The sequence below is a fragment of the Alcanivorax sp. genome (genome assembly GCF_019431375.1).
GTDB classification, from domain to species: Bacteria; Pseudomonadota; Gammaproteobacteria; order Pseudomonadales; family Alcanivoracaceae; genus Alcanivorax; species Alcanivorax jadensis_A.
This window is the reverse complement of sequence record NZ_CP080267.1, coordinates 2436851-2453677: the sequence shown is the minus strand read 5'-3', so window position 1 is coordinate 2453677 and position 16827 is coordinate 2436851. Positions and strand designations below refer to the sequence as shown.

At 60.6% G+C, this 16827-nt stretch carries 19 protein-coding genes; 4 read left to right on the top strand and 15 right to left on the bottom strand.

Translation table 11 applies throughout. The annotated features are described in order from the left end of the window. Positions 1 to 13 precede the first annotated feature (13 nt). Positions 14 to 547 (top strand): porin family protein, encoded by a 534-nt coding sequence (locus tag KZ772_RS11465; protein ID WP_290536706.1) that lies wholly within the window; start codon positions 14 to 16, stop codon positions 545 to 547. Positions 548 to 663: 116 nt separating this feature from the next. Here the strand turns inward: KZ772_RS11465 and KZ772_RS11460 are convergent, their stop codons facing one another. Next, positions 664 to 1419 carry a TetR/AcrR family transcriptional regulator gene (locus KZ772_RS11460; protein WP_290536705.1) on the bottom strand — a complete coding sequence of 252 codons (756 nt, stop codon included), beginning with the start codon at positions 1417 to 1419 and terminating at the stop codon, positions 664 to 666. A gap of 54 nt (positions 1420 to 1473) precedes the next feature. Beyond that, positions 1474 to 2634, bottom strand: a complete 1161-nt coding sequence (hemW, locus tag KZ772_RS11455) for a radical SAM family heme chaperone HemW (RefSeq protein WP_290536704.1) — start codon at positions 2632 to 2634, stop codon at positions 1474 to 1476. Positions 2635 to 2773: 139 nt separating this feature from the next. Between hemW and KZ772_RS11450 the strand changes: the two genes are divergently transcribed. Beyond that, positions 2774 to 3223, top strand: a complete 450-nt coding sequence (locus tag KZ772_RS11450) for a YaiI/YqxD family protein (RefSeq protein ID WP_290536703.1) — start codon at positions 2774 to 2776, stop codon at positions 3221 to 3223. A 177-nt stretch (positions 3224 to 3400) separates the two neighbouring features. Here the strand turns inward: KZ772_RS11450 and KZ772_RS11445 are convergent, their stop codons facing one another. From KZ772_RS11445 to KZ772_RS11425, 5 genes are all read right to left on the bottom strand, one after another. Further along, positions 3401 to 3895, bottom strand: a complete 495-nt coding sequence (locus KZ772_RS11445) for a hypothetical protein (RefSeq protein WP_290536702.1) — start codon at positions 3893 to 3895, stop codon at positions 3401 to 3403. Between the two features lie 76 nt (positions 3896 to 3971). Then, on the bottom strand, positions 3972 to 4559 hold the full coding sequence (gene rdgB, locus KZ772_RS11440) for an RdgB/HAM1 family non-canonical purine NTP pyrophosphatase (protein ID WP_290536701.1): 588 nt from the start codon (positions 4557 to 4559) through the stop codon (positions 3972 to 3974). A gap of 177 nt (positions 4560 to 4736) precedes the next feature. Further along, positions 4737 to 5327: a methionine biosynthesis protein MetW gene (metW, locus tag KZ772_RS11435; protein WP_290536700.1), complete on the bottom strand. Its 591-nt coding sequence runs from the start codon at positions 5325 to 5327 to the stop codon at positions 4737 to 4739. Further along, positions 5320 to 6522, bottom strand: coding sequence for a homoserine O-acetyltransferase (locus KZ772_RS11430; protein WP_290536699.1), 1203 nt, complete (start codon positions 6520 to 6522; stop codon positions 5320 to 5322). Before KZ772_RS11430 ends, metW begins: the two co-directional genes overlap by 8 nt. Before the next feature lie 99 nt (positions 6523 to 6621). Further along, on the bottom strand, positions 6622 to 7137 hold the full coding sequence (locus KZ772_RS11425; protein ID WP_290536698.1) for a hypothetical protein: 516 nt from the start codon (positions 7135 to 7137) through the stop codon (positions 6622 to 6624). A 90-nt stretch (positions 7138 to 7227) separates the two neighbouring features. Between KZ772_RS11425 and KZ772_RS11420 the strand changes: the two genes are divergently transcribed. Continuing rightward, positions 7228 to 8529 (top strand): MFS transporter, encoded by a 1302-nt coding sequence (locus tag KZ772_RS11420; protein ID WP_290536697.1) that lies wholly within the window; start codon positions 7228 to 7230, stop codon positions 8527 to 8529. Between the two features lie 158 nt (positions 8530 to 8687). On the opposite strand, the gene trmB is transcribed toward KZ772_RS11420, so the two are convergent. The 8 genes from trmB to ftsY form a co-directional block, all read right to left on the bottom strand. After that, positions 8688 to 9404, bottom strand: coding sequence for a tRNA (guanosine(46)-N7)-methyltransferase TrmB (gene trmB / locus KZ772_RS11415; protein ID WP_290536696.1), 717 nt, complete (start codon positions 9402 to 9404; stop codon positions 8688 to 8690). Positions 9405 to 9572: 168 nt separating this feature from the next. Beyond that, positions 9573 to 10352: a thiazole synthase gene (locus tag KZ772_RS11410; protein ID WP_290536695.1), complete on the bottom strand. Its 780-nt coding sequence runs from the start codon at positions 10350 to 10352 to the stop codon at positions 9573 to 9575. Between the two features lie 49 nt (positions 10353 to 10401). Next, positions 10402 to 10599, bottom strand: coding sequence for a sulfur carrier protein ThiS (thiS, locus tag KZ772_RS11405; protein ID WP_290536694.1), 198 nt, complete (start codon positions 10597 to 10599; stop codon positions 10402 to 10404). An 8-nt stretch (positions 10600 to 10607) separates the two neighbouring features. Next, on the bottom strand, positions 10608 to 10976 hold the full coding sequence (locus tag KZ772_RS11400; protein ID WP_290536693.1) for a DUF423 domain-containing protein: 369 nt from the start codon (positions 10974 to 10976) through the stop codon (positions 10608 to 10610). Between the two features lie 117 nt (positions 10977 to 11093). Beyond that, positions 11094 to 11957: an RNA polymerase sigma factor RpoH gene (rpoH, locus tag KZ772_RS11395; protein WP_290536692.1), complete on the bottom strand. Its 864-nt coding sequence runs from the start codon at positions 11955 to 11957 to the stop codon at positions 11094 to 11096. A 303-nt stretch (positions 11958 to 12260) separates the two neighbouring features. Beyond that, positions 12261 to 13289, bottom strand: a complete 1029-nt coding sequence (ftsX, locus tag KZ772_RS11390; RefSeq protein WP_290536691.1) for a permease-like cell division protein FtsX — start codon at positions 13287 to 13289, stop codon at positions 12261 to 12263. Next, positions 13279 to 13962, bottom strand: a complete 684-nt coding sequence (gene ftsE, locus KZ772_RS11385; RefSeq protein ID WP_290536690.1) for a cell division ATP-binding protein FtsE — start codon at positions 13960 to 13962, stop codon at positions 13279 to 13281. Before ftsE ends, ftsX begins: the two co-directional genes overlap by 11 nt. A gap of 80 nt (positions 13963 to 14042) precedes the next feature. Further along, the gene (ftsY, locus tag KZ772_RS11380) at positions 14043 to 15236 is read right to left on the bottom strand and encodes a signal recognition particle-docking protein FtsY (RefSeq protein ID WP_290536689.1); all 1194 of its coding nucleotides are present in this window, start codon (positions 15234 to 15236) and stop codon (positions 14043 to 14045) included. 240 nt (positions 15237 to 15476) lie between these two features. On the opposite strand from ftsY, the gene KZ772_RS11375 reads away from it, so the two are divergent. Beyond that, complete coding sequence (locus tag KZ772_RS11375) at positions 15477 to 16805, top strand: pitrilysin family protein (RefSeq protein ID WP_290536688.1); 1329 nt, start codon at positions 15477 to 15479, stop codon at positions 16803 to 16805. Positions 16806 to 16827: the final 22 nt, after the last annotated feature.

Here is a 16827-nt window from a genome sequence, read left to right as displayed (position 1 = left end):
ACAAGGAGTTAACATGAAAAAGCTTTGTGCCTCACTGGTGTTGTGCGGTTTGGGGGTCGTATCGGCCAACTCCTATGCAGATGGTTACCTTGCCGTGGGTTATGCCCAGCTTGAGCAGAATGATCGCTTTTTTGGTGATGATCGTTTTGATACTGGTGACCTGGTCGTCAAGTTGGGCGCTGACATTAATGAGTACTTCGGTGCTGAGATGCGGTTGGGGACGACGGTAATCAGCAATGAGGAGTCCGTAGCTGGCGGTGACCTGGAATATCGTCAGAATTATTTCTATGGTGGTTATGTGCGAGCCCGCTGGTCCAACAAGACTGCGCTGACTCCCTATGCGGTACTGGGCATTGCCCGCGCAAAAGAAACCCTGGATACCCCGATGGGTTCTTTCAATGATGACTGGACCGATTCGTCTTATGGGGCAGGTGTGGATCTGGATATTACTGACAGTCTGGCGATCAATGCAGAATACGTTTTGTATCGTGATAAGGACAATGTGACGATCAAAGGGCCGGCCGCTTCTCTGGTTTGGCGCTTCTAGAAACATCTTTCTGGCCCAGAAGAAAATCTGCTCCCCGCGAAAGTATTCCAGAGGGGAGCAGGTTTTTTTTGTCTGCAGGTGCGGTTTTGTGGAGCAATCGGCAAACAGCGCCGTGCTTAACCCAAGGTCAGGCAGTGCTTCTTTTCGCTGCAAAGATCGTTGAAAAGCGTTTTACACAGACCGTTCACCTTCTGGTCAAGCGCATTGTCATCGAAAGGGTCGTCTGCCAATGGTTGCCACTGCATGGCATTGAGCTGTAGCTGAATGTTGCGCAGCAGCATCCGGTACGGGTCTTTCAGGTCATACATGTCCAGAATCCCTTCCGCGTGGATCAGGGTGTGCATGCCCATGCTCATGGACCACTGGCCGATGCTGAAAGCCAACGGTGCCAGACCGTGGGTTTGCAGTTCGCCGTTTTCCATGGCGTCCTTGACCACCTGTTCTACCATGCGTCCGATGGGCTGGGTCGCCTCCAGCAGTTGTTCCCGGCGGTTGGCAGATGCTGCCTGCCAGACCACTTCGGTCATCACATATTGTTCCAGCCGGAAATGCTCAGGGTAGTGCTGGGCGAACAGGGCATAGGCCACGGCAAAGGCCAGCATCTTGTCACGGGTGCTCAGGTCTGAGTCGGCGACGCGCTGGAAGTATTCCCGGCGGGTGGTGGTCAGTTCCGTGCAGACCGCGATCAGCAAATCTTCTTTGGAGGCAAAATGGTGGTAAAGGGTGCCGGTGGCAAAATTGCAGCTTCGGGCAATGGCGGCCATCTGAATGCCGAGCAGGCCTTCGTTGCACAGTTGCTGGCGAGTAGCTTCGATAAACAGTTGTTCGCGTTCTGCCAGCGCCTGTTCGCGCCCGCTCCGTGTCTTGATCATAGTCGGTATCTGTTGTGATGCATGGAAACAGTGTGAATAGCATTAGAGGGTGGTTCAAGCGCTTTGTGATAGCGCCTCTGCCAGCCTTTCTAATACCCCGTTCAGGTGATGCATGCCCTTCTCGGTGCAGTGCAGCCGCTGAGCGGTGACCTCCAGCAATCCCTGTTGCTGGAGTTCCCCCAGATTGTTAATCCATTGTGCCGCAGGAAGCCCGGTGTTGTCCTCTACAGTCTGTAACCGGATACCGGCCACTAGTCGCAAGCCATTCATCAGGGCTTCAAACAAGCGGTCGTCTTCTGCCACTGGTTGGTACTGGCGGCGGGCTTCTTCCGGGTTGGCCAGATAGTCTTCCGGCTTACGGGTTTTCTGGTAGCGGTGGATGGTGCCTCGGCTCGCATTGGTGATCTTGCCGTGGGCGCCGGCGCCGATCCCCAGGTAATCGCCGAACCCCCAGTAATTCAGGTTATGCCGGCAGGCATGGCCGTCTTTTGCAAAGGCCGACACTTCGTAGCGGCGGTAACCCTGGCTGGCCAATAGGGCAAAGCCGGCTTGCTCGGTGTCGGCCATGTGATCAGGGCTTGGTTGATCGGGGGGGGAGCGGTAGAACACCGTGTTGGGTTCAATGGTGAGCTCGTACCAGCTCAGGTGTGTGGGTTGCAGATCCATGGCCTGCTCAAGATCGGCCAGGGCCTGCTCCCGGCTCTGGCCGGGCAGGGCATGCATGATATCCAGATTGAAGGTAGTGAAGCCGGCCTCCCTGGCCTGGTGGGCGGCCTGGATAGCGGCCCCGGCGTCATGAATGCGCCCCAGGGCCTGCAGATGGGTATTGTTGAAGCTTTGCACCCCGATCGACAACCGGTTGATACCGGCTTCCCGAAAACCGGCGAAACGACCGGCTTCCACAGTGCCGGGGTTGGCCTCCAGGGTGATCTCGGCCTGGTCACTCAGAGACAGCCGTTGCCGGATACCCTGGAACAGCTGCCGATAAAAATCCCCGGACAGCAGACTTGGTGTGCCGCCGCCAATAAAGACGGTTTCCACCGGACGATCTCCAATCAGCGGCAGGTCCTGATCCAGGTCCGCCAGCAGTGCCTGTAGATAAGCCGCCTCCGGCAACTCGCCCCGTTCATGGGAATTAAAGTCGCAATAGGGGCATTTGCGCACACACCACGGAGTGTGGATGTAGAGGGAGAGCGGAGGGTTCTTGAGGGGCATGAGGGCAATGAACAGTTAAAAGTGAACAGTGAACAGCTAAAATTCACCTGGTTCGAGTATGGTAGCAAACTGCCGAGGTGGAGGTGTGTGTCTTTTGGCCTTCGCTGTTAACTATTCACTTTTGACTGTTCACTGATTTATGCATATCTGGGTAGATGCGGACGCCTGTCCGCGGCCGGTGAAAGAGGTGTTGTTTCGGGCGGCGCAGCGAGTACAGATTCCCTGCACCCTGGTGGCCAATCAGCAGGTGGCGGTGCCCCGTTCTCCGTTGATCCGTGCCATTCAGGTGGGGCAGGGTTTTGATGTGGCGGATAACGAGATTGTTCGCCGTTGTCAGCCGGGGGATCTGGTGGTCACCCAGGATATTCCGTTGGCGGCGGAAGTCGTGGCGAAGGGTGCGGAGGCAGTGACGCCCCACGGCCACTGGCTGGACAAGGATACCGTGCGCGAGCGGCTGAACATGCGCGATTTCATGGAGGAGATGCGCTCCGCCGGCATGCAGACCGGCGGGCCGAGCAGTTATTCCAGCCAGGACAAGGGCCGTTTTGCCAATGCCCTGGACCGCTGGCTGGCCCGCATTCAGAAATAGCTGACCAGGCCGATCTGGCCCCAGCTTAAGTCATCGCCACCGTCCCGGCGCACGTCCTCCCCGGCCCAGCTATGCTGCCAGCCAGCGTGGAGTTCCAATGCTGGCATAATGTTCCAGAGTAGCTGGGCCCCCACTTGCCGATGGTTCGGACCGTTGTAGTCTTCACTGGCGTAGCCGTCATCGTAGGTTTGGGTGATATACAGCTTGCCGGTCCACCCGGAAAACAGTTCGCGTTGGGTGTGCAGCGTCAGTGAAAGCGCCGGAGGCTTGCTTGCTCCAGGTACCATCCAGTGACAGGGACAACCAGGGCTGGATCGGTGCATGAAAACCGGCGCCGGTCTCCACATCGTCAGCCCCTTGTGGATGAAACTGCAGGTAGGTGACGTTGAGGTAGGGGCTCCAGTGCTCAAAAAAGGGAGCGTATTCCACGAAGATGTTGTTTTCCCGGTAATCGCTGCCGTTGGCCCAAGCCTGCCAGACCCCGGCGGTGAGTTCCTGGCGGGTCAGGTCAACGGCCGCGGAGACCAGCGGGTTGCTGTCCAGGTTGTCCCGCCCTTCGCTCACGTAGCGACTCTGCCACTGTGACTGGAAGGTGCCTTCCAGGCCACTACCGTGTGTGAGCGAAACGGACAATGCCAGCGCGCTGGCAGTGGCAAGTTGTTGTTTTCGCATAGATGGCATCCCTGCTGCATTTTCTGAACATGTTAGCAGGCAGGGGCGATATCCGGGTGAAGGCGGCTTGTGGCGCTTACTGTAGTGCCTGGATCAGCTGGGCCATGGCCTTGCCCCGATGGCTGATGGCGTTTTTCTCTTCCGCGGGTAGCTGGGCGGCGGTGCAGTTCTTTTCTCTCACGAAGAAATGCGGGTCATAGCCAAAACCCTGATCCCCCTGGGGCTCCAGTACGATTTCCCCGTCCCAGGTACCCTGGCAGATCAGCGGCGTGGCATCGTCCTCGTGGCGCATCAGTACGATCACGGCCACATAGCGGGCGCTGCGGGAAACGTCCGGTGCATCAGCCAGCATCTCCACCAGCAGGGCGTTGTTCTTGGCGTCGGTGGCGCCGACCCCGGAAAACCGTGCCGAGTACACCCCGGGGGCGCCGTTCAGTGCAGCCACTTCAATCCCCGAGTCATCGGCGATGGCGGGCAGGCCGGTATGTTTGCTGGCATTGCGGGCCTTGATGATGGCGTTTTCCACAAAGGTGGTGCCGGTCTCATCCGCTTCCGGCACGGAAAATTCACTTTGGGCGACCACCTGGATATTAAGCGGCTCCAGCAGGCGCTGCATTTCGGCGAGTTTCTTGGCGTTGCCGGAGGCGAGAACGATTTTTTCCATGAAAACTCCTGACGTCGTTAGCGGCGAGCTTCAAGCTGCAAGCTACAACGCGAATCCGGGTTTTGTCTGTTTAGTAATTCAGGAGCCGCGCCGGGGATTTGGGCGCGGCTCCGAGGTTCAACCAAAAAAGAATCTGCAATCGCGTTGCAGCTTGAAGCTTGTTGCTTGCAGCTGCTTTTATACCGTCACCCGGTAAATCGCAATTTCCCCGAACAGGTTCGGCCATAGCCGTGCCAGTACGCCGCTGCGGTGACGGCGGTTGATCACCTGCCGTTCCAGGATGCGGATGTTGCTTTTGCGACAATGGGTTTCGAAATCCTGAACCGTGCACAGGTGGATATTCGGGGTGTTGTACCATTCGTAGGGCAGCGCGGAAGACACCGGCATGCGCCCCTTCAGGCCCAGGTAGGCGCGTACCCGCCAGTGACCGAAGTTGGGAAAGGTGATAATGGCCTCGCGGCCCACGCGCAGCATTTCATTGAGGATCTGGTCCGGGCGCAGTACCGCCTGTAGCGCCTGGGTCATCACCACATAGTCAAAGCGATGGTTCTGGAAGTTGCCCAGCCCTTCGTCCAGATCCTGCTCCAGCACGTTGACGCCTTTTTCGAAACAGGCTGCCAGGTTGTCCTGGTTGATCTCCAGGCCGTAGCCACGAATCTGTTTATGGTGCTGCAGGTGGGCCAGCAGGGTGCCGTCACCACAGCCCAGATCCAGCAGGCTGGCGTCAGCGGGGATCCAGTCACTGATCAGTTGCAGGTCATCACGCATGGTTGCCTGCCTCCACATTGTTGACGCCGTTTTCCACCTCGTTGGCGACCCTGTGCATGTAGGCGCCAAACAGCTTGGTGTATTCGGGGATATCCAGCAGGAAGGCGTCGTGGCCTTTGGGGGTATCGATTTCCGCGTAGCTCACATCGCGGCCGGCATGGACCAGGCCGTTGACGATTTCCCGGCTGCGCTCCGGCGCAAAACGCCAATCCGAAGTGAATGACATGACCAGGAACTTGCACTCCGGCTTTGCCAGGGCGGTTTCCAGAGAGTTATCGAACTCCCGGGCCGGATCGAAATAGTCCAGCGCCTTGGTCATCAGCAGGTAGGTGTTGGCGTCGAAGTTGCGCGAGAACACTTCGCCCTGGTGGCGCAGATAGGATTCCACCTGGAATTCCACGTCAAAGCCGAAATGGAAGCGGCCGGCACGCAGGTCGCGGCCGAACTTCATGCGCATGGCGTCGTCGCTCAGGTAGGTGATGTGGCCGACCATGCGCGCCAGGATCAGCCCCTGACGGGGGTAGGTGTCATGCAGGTAATAACGGCCGCCGTGGAAGTTGGGGTCGGTAAGGATGGACTGGCGCGCCACTTCATTGAAGGCAATGTTCTGGGCAGACAGTTTGGGTGCCGCCGCGATCACCACCGCATGGCTGAGCCGGTCCGGATAGTCGATGGACCACTGCAATGCCTGCATGCCGCCCATGCTGCCGCCGATCACAGCGGCCCAGCGGGTAATACCCAGCACATCCGCCAGTCTGGCCTGGCTGTTCACCCAGTCCTTCACCGTCATCATGGGAAAATCCGGGCCCCAGGGCTGACCACTTTCCGGGTTGATGGATGACGGGCCGGTGGAGCCGTGGCAGCCACCCAGATTGTTCAGGCTGACCACGAAAAAACGGTTGGTATCGATCACCTTGCCGGGGCCGATGCAGGTATCCCACCAGCCAGGGCGCTTGTCGTCAGTGCTGTGGTATCCGGCGGCATGGTGATGGCCGGACAGGGCATGACAGATCAGCACCGCATTGGAGGCGTCGCTGTTGAGGGTGCCGTAGGTTTCGTAGACCAGCTCGTAGGACGACAGGGTACGACCGCATTCCAGTTCGAGGGCGGTATCAAACTGGAGCGTCTTGGCCTCGACCAGACCGACAGAGTCTTCGGCAGACCATGGAGCGTCGTGGGGGATCTGTTGCGGCATGATGACTCGCTTGCAAAGGATGCCGCAAAGTCTAAAGCCCGCCCGGTAGCCGTGCAATCGACTACCGGGCGACAGGCTGGGTAATTCCTCCTCCTATATTCACGCCAGGGGTGAGAAATGGTCCTCTTCGCCCTGATTGCGGATCTCGATGTGGTGGTCCAGCGCCTGGTGGACGCGATTACGTTCATGCTTGCGATCCACATCGATAAGGATCAGGTAATTGCCGTTCTTCACCGACTGCAGGTACGGAGATAAATGATGATTGGCCTGGGAAATGCCGCGCAGACCACCGGCCCAGGCGCCGAAACAGGTGAAGAACAGGGCAGTGAGTAGCCATACGCCAAGGTGAGCGTCCACACCCCAGGGGTCAATAAAGGCAATGGCGTAACCGGCGATCAGGCCGATCAGCAGCCCGCGGGTGGCGCCGCTGTAGCCGTTGCTCATGATGTCGGTGTCTTCCCAGGGGGTGGTGGCATTGATGCCGTGACGATCCAGCTCGCCCGCATCCCGGGCCATCACATGGATGCGGTCACCACCGATTCCGGCGGTGTCCAGGCGGGAGATCGCGTTGCGAACCTGTTGCAGGTTGGGGACGAGATAGTAAACACGATACATGCGTCTTACCCTCCATCGTTATATGTTGGGTTCACGCTAAGCCTGCCACAGTGAGGGTCGGGTCAAAAAGTCATCAATTCGGGGTGAAGCATGGCAAAACAGGATCTTCTCGAGCGCCTCTACGCCCAGGTGGCCAACGAGGAAGATGCGCGCACCTGCACGGATATCAGTGAGGCTGCCTGCCGGGAGGTGCCCGGGAATTTCTTTCGCATTATCAGTGCCAATACCCTGACCAAGATCGGCGATCTGCTGATTAACCCGAAAACTGTGCTGGCCTGGCTGATCGCCGCGGTGGGCGCGCCGTCGTCGCTGGCGGCATTGCTGGTCCCCATCCGGGAGTCGGGCTCGCTGATTCCCCAGTTGATGATTGGCGCCCTGGTGCGTCGCTATCCGGTGCGTAAGGGGTTCTGGGCACTGGGGGCAGTCTTGCAGGGACTGGCCGTACTGGGGATGGGGGTCGCTGTGTGGATGCTGGAGGGCATGCAGGCGGGCCTGACCATTGTGGGCTTGCTGGTCCTGTTCAGTATCAGTCGCGGCTTCTGCTCGGTGGCCATGAAGGATGTGCAGGGCAAATGCATTCCCAAATCCCGCCGCGGCCGCCTTACCGGGTTGTCTGCCACGCTGTCGGGCGCCATCACGTTCGCGCTGTCACTGGTGATCTTTCGCGGTGGTGAGGACCCGTCCATGGCGTTTTATGGCGCGTTGTTGGCGTCGGCCGGGGTGGCGTGGTTAGTGGCTGCTGGTGTGTTCTTCACCGTCGACGAGTATCCGGGGGCCAGCGAAGGCGGCAATAACGCCTTCAAGGAAGCGCTGGCCAGCCTTGGCTTGCTGAAAACCGATGCCCCTTTCCGCCGTTTTGTGATCACCCGTGCCTTGCTGATGGCCTCGTCGCTGGCCTCACCGTTCCTGGTGCTGGTGGCCCAGGAGCAGGCTTCCCTGCCGCTGTTGCTGGGCAGCTTCGTACTCGCCTCCAGTTTGGCCAGCACCGTCAGCGCCACGGTCTGGGGGTATATGGCTGACACCTCCAGCCGCAACGTGATGGTGCGCGGCGGCGGGCTGGCGGCGCTGGTCTGTCTGCTGGCCGGTGGTTTTGCCGCCTGGGGACCCCAGGCTGACTGGCTCCACTGGCTGTATCCGCTGGCCTTCTTCGTGCTCGCCATCGCCCATGCCGGCGTGCGCATCGGCCGCAAGACCTACATGGTGGATATGGCCGGTGGCACCAAACGCACGGACTATACCGCGGTCAGTAATACCGTTATCGGTGTTCTGTTGCTGGCGGTGGGTGGCATCAGTGCGGGGGTGGCGATGCTGGGCAATGACTGGGCCTTGTTGGTGCTGGGGAGCATGGGGGCTATCGGGGTATTTAGCGCGTTGTCACTGAAGGACGTTTGAGGAAGAGGCAGGCTTCAAGCTACACCGCGAGATGCAGGCCGCTGGCAACCCGGCGAGATAAGGTTTTATGTGGAAAATCAGTCGGGATCGCGGGCAGAGTGTTTCCGTTCAGAATGGTCTGGCCCGCGCCTTGTAGCTTGAAACTTGTCGCTTGCAGCTCAGCCCTTCTCAAACAGCAGATCCCACACCCCGTGCCCGAGCTTCTCCCCGCGCCGTTCAAACTTGGTTTCCGGGCGCCATGCTGGTCGCGGTGAAAACTGGCCGATACCGGCCAGATTGGTGAAGCCGTCGGCACCGTTCATCACATCCATCATGTGTTCGGAATAGTTTTCCCAGTCCGTGGCCATGTGTAGTACGCCGCCGGGTTGCAGCTTGCGATGCACCAGGGCCACCCAGGCGGGCTGGACGATGCGGCGCTTGTGGTGCTTTTTCTTGTGCCAGGGATCGGGAAAATAAAGCTGTACCCGGGCCAGGCTGTTATCGGGGATACACAGCTCAAGAATCTCCACCGCGTCATCGCAGTAGCTGCGCAGGTTGCTCAGACCGCGCTGCTGGATCTCCATCAGCAGGGCGCCGACACCGGGGCGATGCACTTCGATACCGATAAAGTCCTTGTCCGGATCGGCCTGGGCCATATCCGCCAGGGAGTGGCCCATGCCGTAGCCGATCTCCAGCACCCGTGGTGCATCACGGCCGAACACCGCTTGCGGGTCGAGCAGGCCGTCGGCACGTTCCAGGCCAAACTGCGGCCAGAGGGTATCCAGCGCATTGCGCTGACCGGCGGTGAGACGGCCTTCGCGCAACACAAAGCTGCGCACCTTGCGCATGACCTTGCCGGTTTCCGGGTCTTTATCCTGTTTGATGAAGTCGAGCATGGGGTTGCCAGGTGAGTTGAGCGGGGGGCGATTGTAGCAAAAACCGTGGCAGGGGGGAGTTCACGTCATCTTGATGGCTGGCGGGTGACCATGATCCTGCAAGTCATGGTATTGAAACCCCGTTACCCCTGGCGCCGACTCTCCCCCAGAGCGGCGCCATTTTTTTTGCTAGCGGCTGATGCCGTCCAGCGGCGATGAGGCAGAGGCATAGGCCTTGCGGGGCATGCGCCCGGCCAGGAAAGCCTCCCGTCCAGCTTCGATGGCTTTCTTCATGGCCGAGGCCATTAATACCGGCTTCTGCGCATGGGCCACCGCAGAGTTGAGCAGCACGCCGTCACAGCCCATTTCCATGGCAATGGCCGCATCGGAGGCGGTGCCGACGCCGGCATCCACGATGATTGGCACCTTGGCCTCTTCCATGATCAGGCGGATGTTGTGCGGGTTGAGAATGCCCAGCCCGGAGCCGATCAGGGAGCCCAGCGGCATTACCGCCACGCAACCCATGGTTTCCAGTTCCTTGGCCACAATCGGGTCGTCGTTGGTGTACACCATCACCTTGAAGCCGTCGTCGATCAGCTCCTGAGCGGCCTTCAGGGTGTGGGGGATGTTCGGGTACAGGGTTTTCTGGTCGCCCAGCACTTCCAGCTTGACCAGATCGTGACCATCCAGCAGTTCCCGAGCCAGCTTGCAGCAGCGCACCGCATCCTCGGCAGAGAAGCAGCCGGCGGTGTTGGGCAGGATGGTGTATTTGTCCGGGCTGATGAAATCCAGCAGGTTGGGCTCATCCGCATTCTGGCCAATATTGGTACGACGAATGGCCACGGTGACGATCTCGGCGCCGCTGGTTTCGATGGCCTCGCGGGTTTCGTCGAAATCCTTGTACTTGCCGGTGCCGATCAGCAGTCGGGAAGAATAGGTGTTACCGGCAATGGTCAACAGATCGGACATGGGGGCCTCGGGGTCAGGTTACTGCAAATGGAATAGGGTCTGGGTGATGTCAGCCACCACCGATGGCATGAACAATTTCCACCACGTCGCCGTCTTTCAGAACGAAATCGGCATGCCGGCTCTTCGGAACAATGTCCCGGTTCACTTCCACGGCCAGCCGCCGGCCGGCCAGATTCAGCTGAGTCACCAGATCCGCGATGGTGGAGCCATCCAGGGTAAGGATATCGCCGTTGACGGTAAGCTTCATGATAGAGATCAAACTGCCTTGAACAGGGACCAGGCCAGCATCAGCCAGCCGATGATCAGCGCGGTGCCGCCCAGCGGGGTAATGGCGCCGAGCCATTTCTGACCGCTGAGCACCAGTACATACAGGCTACCACTGAACACCAGAGTGCCGGCAAACAGCACCCAGCCGGCGGTGATCATGCCGCTGGCAGCAAACGCCTTGGCCAGCAGCCCACACAGCAGCATGGCCAGGGCATGGTAGAAATGGTATTCGCTGGCGGTGGACCACACGGCCAGCATGGATTCGTCCACGCGGGATTTCAGACCATGGGCACCGAAGGCGCCGAGGATAACGGCCAGTGCGCCGTTCAGGGCGCCGAGTAGTAGCAGAGTTTTCATGGACGGTATGTTACTCGCTTGCAGGCATACACGCAGCACGCAACAGACGGAAAATGAAAAGCCCCTCGAAAGGGGCTTTGCGTGTTGCTGGCCGCGTGTGGCGTGCAGCGTCTCTTTTTACGCCGCGATGGCGTTGCGCAGTTTCTTGATGGCGTTGTTTTCCAGCTGGCGGATACGCTCGGCGGACACGCCGTATTCGTTGGCCAGGTCCTGCAGGGTGGACTTCTGATCAGCCAGCCAGCGGCGCTCAAGGATGTCGCGGCTGCGTTCGTCCAGTGCCATCAGGGCAGAGCTCAGCTGGCGACTTTCCCGTTCCTGTTGGTCCTGCTCGGCCAGCAGATCCGCCGGATCGCTGTTGTCGCTGTGCAGGTAGGCAGCCGGGGACACCACGGGGCTGTCCTCGTCATCGTTGGTGGGGCCGTCGAAGCTGGCGTCATAGGCACCCAGACGGCCTTCCATATCTTTCACCTGGGCAGCGGTAACACCCAGATCATCAGCCACTCGCTGGGCTTCTTCCATGCTCAGGCGACCCAGACGCTTCTTCTGCCCGCGCAGGTTGAAGAACAGTTTGCGCTGGGCCTTGGTGGTGGCCACCTTGACGATGCGCCAGTTCTTGATCACATATTCGTGAATTTCCGCCTTGATCCAGTGCACCGCAAAACTCACCAAACGCACGCCCTTGGTGGGGTCGAAACGCTTCACCGCTTTCATCAGACCCACATTGCCTTCCTGGACCAGGTCGCCCAGAGGCAGGCCGTAGCCGGTGTAGCTGCGGGCGATATGCACCACAAAACGCAGATGCGACAGCACCAGGTTGCGGGCGGCATCAAGATCTTGCTCGTAGTAATACTGTTCCGCCAAACGTTGTTCGTCGTCTGCGCTGAGTACCGGCACGGCATTAACGGCTCGCATGTAGGCGTCCAGGTTGTTACCCGGTACGGCCAGCATAAGCGCCTGTGCTTGTGTTGAAGGGGTTGTCATGCGCGTTGTCTCCTCGTTGAAGACCAGTCTCTATCCTTGTGTGCCATGATATTAGCACTCGGTTGATTGGAGTGCTAATAGGCAAAAAGGTTCCCGGCGATTGAGAGGGTCGATGGGGCAATCGTTGAGTCTAGATGGGCCATGTGAACCGGGGATGAACAAGGAATTGGACTCGGACAAAGGAGCAAGGTTCCGGGGGGAGGCTGCTGTAGGAGTGGCGCTTGAGCCGCGAACATGCTTGCCACAAGCCGTGCCAGGCATTCGCGGCTCAAGTGCCGCTCCTACAGGGGGGCTGGGGGTAGCTCAGAAATTCGGCTCGATATCGCCCAGATGCCGGCCCACCGCCAGCCAGGCGCCGAGCAGCCCCAGGATGCCACTGAATACGGGCAGGATGATCAGACTGGATGCGGCCATGGAAGTGAGTGATTCCTCACTATTGTACAGGGCCAGCAGTTCGTCGATGGGCCCGCCCAGCCACCACAGGGCTATCTGTACCAGGATTACCGCCGCTGCGCCGCCGGCAAAGCCGAAGCAGAACCCGGAGTAGAGGAAGGGGCGGCGCACGAAGCCATCGGTGCCGCCGACGATTTTCACCACCACGATCTCCTCCCGGCGGCTTTCGATGGCCAGCCGGATGGTGTTCACCACCACCAGTACCACAGCGGCGGCCAGCGCCAGGGTGAGGGCGGAAATCAGCCGTTCGCCCAGCTCGATCAGAGCATGCAGGCGGCGCACCCATTCCACGTCCAACTGCACCAGATCGACGCCGTCCGCCTCCGCCAGGCGGTTTTCCAGGGCACGCAGGGTGACCGGGTCGGTGTCGTCCGGGTAAACCACGATCAATGGTGGTAGCGGGTTGTCCGGCAGGGCCTCCAGCACGTCACCGAAGCCGGACAGGGTCTTGAATTCCGCCAGTGCCTGTTCCCGGGTGATCACCTCGGTGCGGGTAATGTTATCCAGCCCTTGCCAGTCCCGGGCCAGCTCCCGCTGGCGCTGCTCAGCGATGTTCATTTCCAGAAACACGGACAGATGGGCATTGCCGTCCCAGCCGCGAGTAATGGCGCGGGCATTGTCCAGCAGCACTGCCAGGCCTGCGGGCAGGGCCAGGGCAATGGCGATAACCAGGATGGTCATGGCGCTGCTGGCGCGGGCTGCATTGAGCCGTTGCAGGGCATCCTTGAAAGAGTCCTGGTGGTGCTGGCGCCAACTGCGGAAACGGTCCTGCAGGGAGGTGCGGGCACTGTGTGCCCCGGCCACCCGGCGCACTCGCTCCGGTTTCTGGCGACTGGCCTTGATCGGGGTGGCGTTTCTTGGCCCCTTGTTAGCTGCCATGGTGGCCCCCTTCGTCGCCGTCGTGGATCAGGCGCCCCTCACGCAGGGTCAGCAGGCGGTGGTTATAGCGGGCGATCAGGCTCAGGTCGTGGGTGGCGATCAGCACGGCGACGCCGACCCGGGCAAAATCCTTGAACAGATCCATGATCTCCTCGGAAAGGGCCGGGTCCAGGTTGCCGGTGGGCTCGTCCGCCAGCAGCAACGGAGGCTTGTTGACCACCGCACGGGCGATACCTACACGCTGTTGTTCGCCGCCGGACAGCATGATCGGGTTGAGCTTTTCCTTGTCCAGCAGGCCGACCTTGTCCAGGGCGGCGCGTACCCGCTTGCCGATGTCGCTGCGGGCGTAGCCGGCGATGATCAGGGGCAAGGCCACGTTGTCGAACACGGTGCGGTCGAACAGCAGCTGGTGGTTCTGATGCACCATGCCGATCTTGCGGCGCAGCAGGGGAATATGGCGGTTGCCGAAACCGTTCAGGTTCTGGCCGTCGATTAACACCTGCCCCTGGGTAGGACGCTCGAGCATCATCAGCAGCTTCAGCAGGGTGGACTTGCCCGCCCCGGAGTGACCGGTCAAAAACGTCAGCTGCCCGGCAGGGAGCGTGAAGCTCACCTTGCTGAGTGCGTCTTTGCCATTCGGGTAGCGTTTGCTGACCCGGTCAAACTGAATCATGAAGTCTGCTCGATTATTGTTGGGTGCCCGGCCTGCCGTTGGCGCGTCCCTTCAGGGGGACGGACGTCCGACGTCTGACGTCAGACGATATCTTCAAACAACGCCTGCACAAACTCTTCCGCATGGAAGGGTCGCAGGTCTTCCAGCCGCTCCCCCACGCCGATAAAGCGGATCGGCAGGCCGGTGCGTTTGGCCAGGGCGAACAGGATACCGCCTTTGGCGGTGCCGTCGAGCTTGGTCAGTGCCAACCCGGTCACGCCGGCGGCATCGCGGAACTGTTCCGCCTGCTGGATGGCATTCTGGCCGGTGCCGGCGTCCAGTACCAGCAGCACTTCGTGGGGTGCATCCGGGATCAGTTTCTTCATCACCCGGGTGACCTTGGTCAGCTCTTCCATCAGGTTGCCGCGGGTGTGCAGGCGGCCGGCGGTGTCGGCGATCAGCACGTCCGCACCGCGGGACTGGGCAGCCTGGACCGCGTCATAGACCACGGATGCAGAGTCTGCGCCGGTGTGCTGGGCCACCACGGGAATATCGTTACGCTCGCCCCATACCTGCAGCTGCTCCACGGCGGCGGCGCGGAAGGTGTCGCCGGCCGCCAGCATCACGCTCTTGCCTTCCGCCTTGAAGCGGCAGGCCAGCTTGCCGATGGTGGTGGTCTTGCCGACCCCGTTCACGCCGACCATCAGGATCACATAGGGTTTCTTGCTGCCGTCGATGTTGAGCGGTTGGTCCACCGGCACCAGCAGCTTGCGCAGTTCGTTCTGCAGGGACTCGTACAGGGCGTCAGCATCTACCAGTTCCTCGCGGCTGACCTGGCCGGTCAGTGCCTCGATGATCACGTCGGTGGCTTCCACGCCCACATCCGCCACCAGCAGCTGGGTTTCGATTTCCTCGAAAATCTCGTCGTCGATTTCCTTGGCGCCCACCAGCAGGTCTGCCAGACCCTTGCCCAGGCCCTTGCGGGTCTTGCCCAGGCCCTGCTTCATGCGCGTCCAGAAGTTTCCGCCTTCGTCGCCATCATCCGCCGTTTCAGGCTGGTTTTCTGCCTGTGGTGCCGCTTCCGGGGTGACGGGGGGTGTTTCCGGCTGGGGCGTTGCCGGGAGCGTCGGCTCGGTTCGGGGCCCAGCGGGGCCGGTCGCTTCCGGTTCGGGCTCAGCGCCAGCCTCGTTCAGTTCATCGGCATCCACACCGGTGAACATGCGCTTCCAGAAGCCGGTCTTCTTGTCTTCCGGCTTGGGTGCGTTGTCGTCGTCGCGGGAAACTTCGTCGCTCATGTTCAGTCTTATCCAATCGCGAAGAGGGTAAATCGAGCCTCTTCCTTTGCAATGAGGCTGCAAGGACAGGGCGGTAAACCGGTATGCTATGCCGGCGATAACAAAAATGCGCCCTCCTGCAGGCTTGAGTTCGCCTGGCGGGCTTTCAACTGCCTGCTAGCGAACGCGCGGCTATCCTAACACTTCGCTCACGGGGGAGCAGCTTCCGGGGGCGGTAGCGCAACACAATGAGGACAATGGATGAGAAAACTCATGGTGGCACTGGCGGCCATTCTCTGGAGTCTGACCGCCCGGGCCGAGCTGCCCACCCATGCCTTTACCCTGGATAACGGCCTCAAGGTGCTGATCCGTGAGGATCATCGGGCCCCTGTGGTTACCGTGATGGTCTGGTTCAAGGCCGGCAGCTTCGATGAAGCGCCCTATGAAACCGGCCTGGCCCACGTGCTTGAGCACATGATGTTCAAGGGGACCGAGCGACTGGGCCCGGGGGATTTCTCCAAACTGGTGGCCCGTTATGGGGGCAGCGACAATGCCTTCACCAGTTATGACTACACCGCCTATTTCCAGCAGTACGAGGTGTCGCGCCTGCCGCTGGCCCTGGAGCTGGAGGCGGAGCGGCTGGGCAACCTGAAGATCGACGATGACGAGTTCCATCGCGAGTTGCAGGTGGTGCTGGAAGAGCGTCGTATGCGCACCGACGATAACCCCAATGCCCTGGCCTGGGAAAAATTCCAGGCGGTGGCCCGGCCGGGCACCGGCTATGCCCACCCGATCATCGGCTGGCGTTCGCTGCTGGCCCAGCTGCAGCCGGAACAGGCACGTAGCTGGTACGAGCGCTTCTATGTACCGGGCAATGCCACCCTGGTGGTTGCCGGTGACGTGACCCGCGACCAGGTGGAGCCGCTGGTGCGCCGATTCTTCAGCGACTTGCCTGCCGGTACCACGCCGCCACGGCCGACACAGACGGTGACTCCTCCCGCCGGTGAGCGACGTCTGGACCTGACCATGGCCGTGCAGGTGCCCGCTCTCTACATGCTCTATAACGTTCCCTCCCTAGTGACTGCGGAACAGAAGCGGGATTTCTATGCCCTGACCATGCTCGCCGGGGTGCTGGATGGCGGCATGAGTGCCCGCATCGAAACGGAGCTGGTGCGCGGAGAGAAGCTGGTGGCCGGGGCCGGTGCCAGCTACAGCGGCATCCAGCGCGGCGATGGCACCTTTACCCTTACCGCGACCCCGAACCCGGGGGTCACTCTGGAGCAGGTAGAGCAGGCCCTGCGTGAGCAGATCAGGACCCTGCAGACCACCTTGCCGAGTGAGGACGAAATGGCACGAGTGCGAGCCGGTGTGCTGGCCAGCCAGGTGTTCGAAAAGGATTCGGTGATGGGTCAGGCCATGGAGCTGGGCATGCTCAGTACCCTGGGGCTGGATATCGATCTGGCCGAGCAGTTTGAAGAGCAGCTGGGCAAGGTCACCGCTGAGGATGTGCAGCGGGTGGCCCGCCAGTGGCTGGTGCCGGAGCGGCTGGCAGTGGCCCATGTGGTGCCTGAGCAGGGGGAGCAGCAATGAAAAGCGAGCTACAAGCTACAAG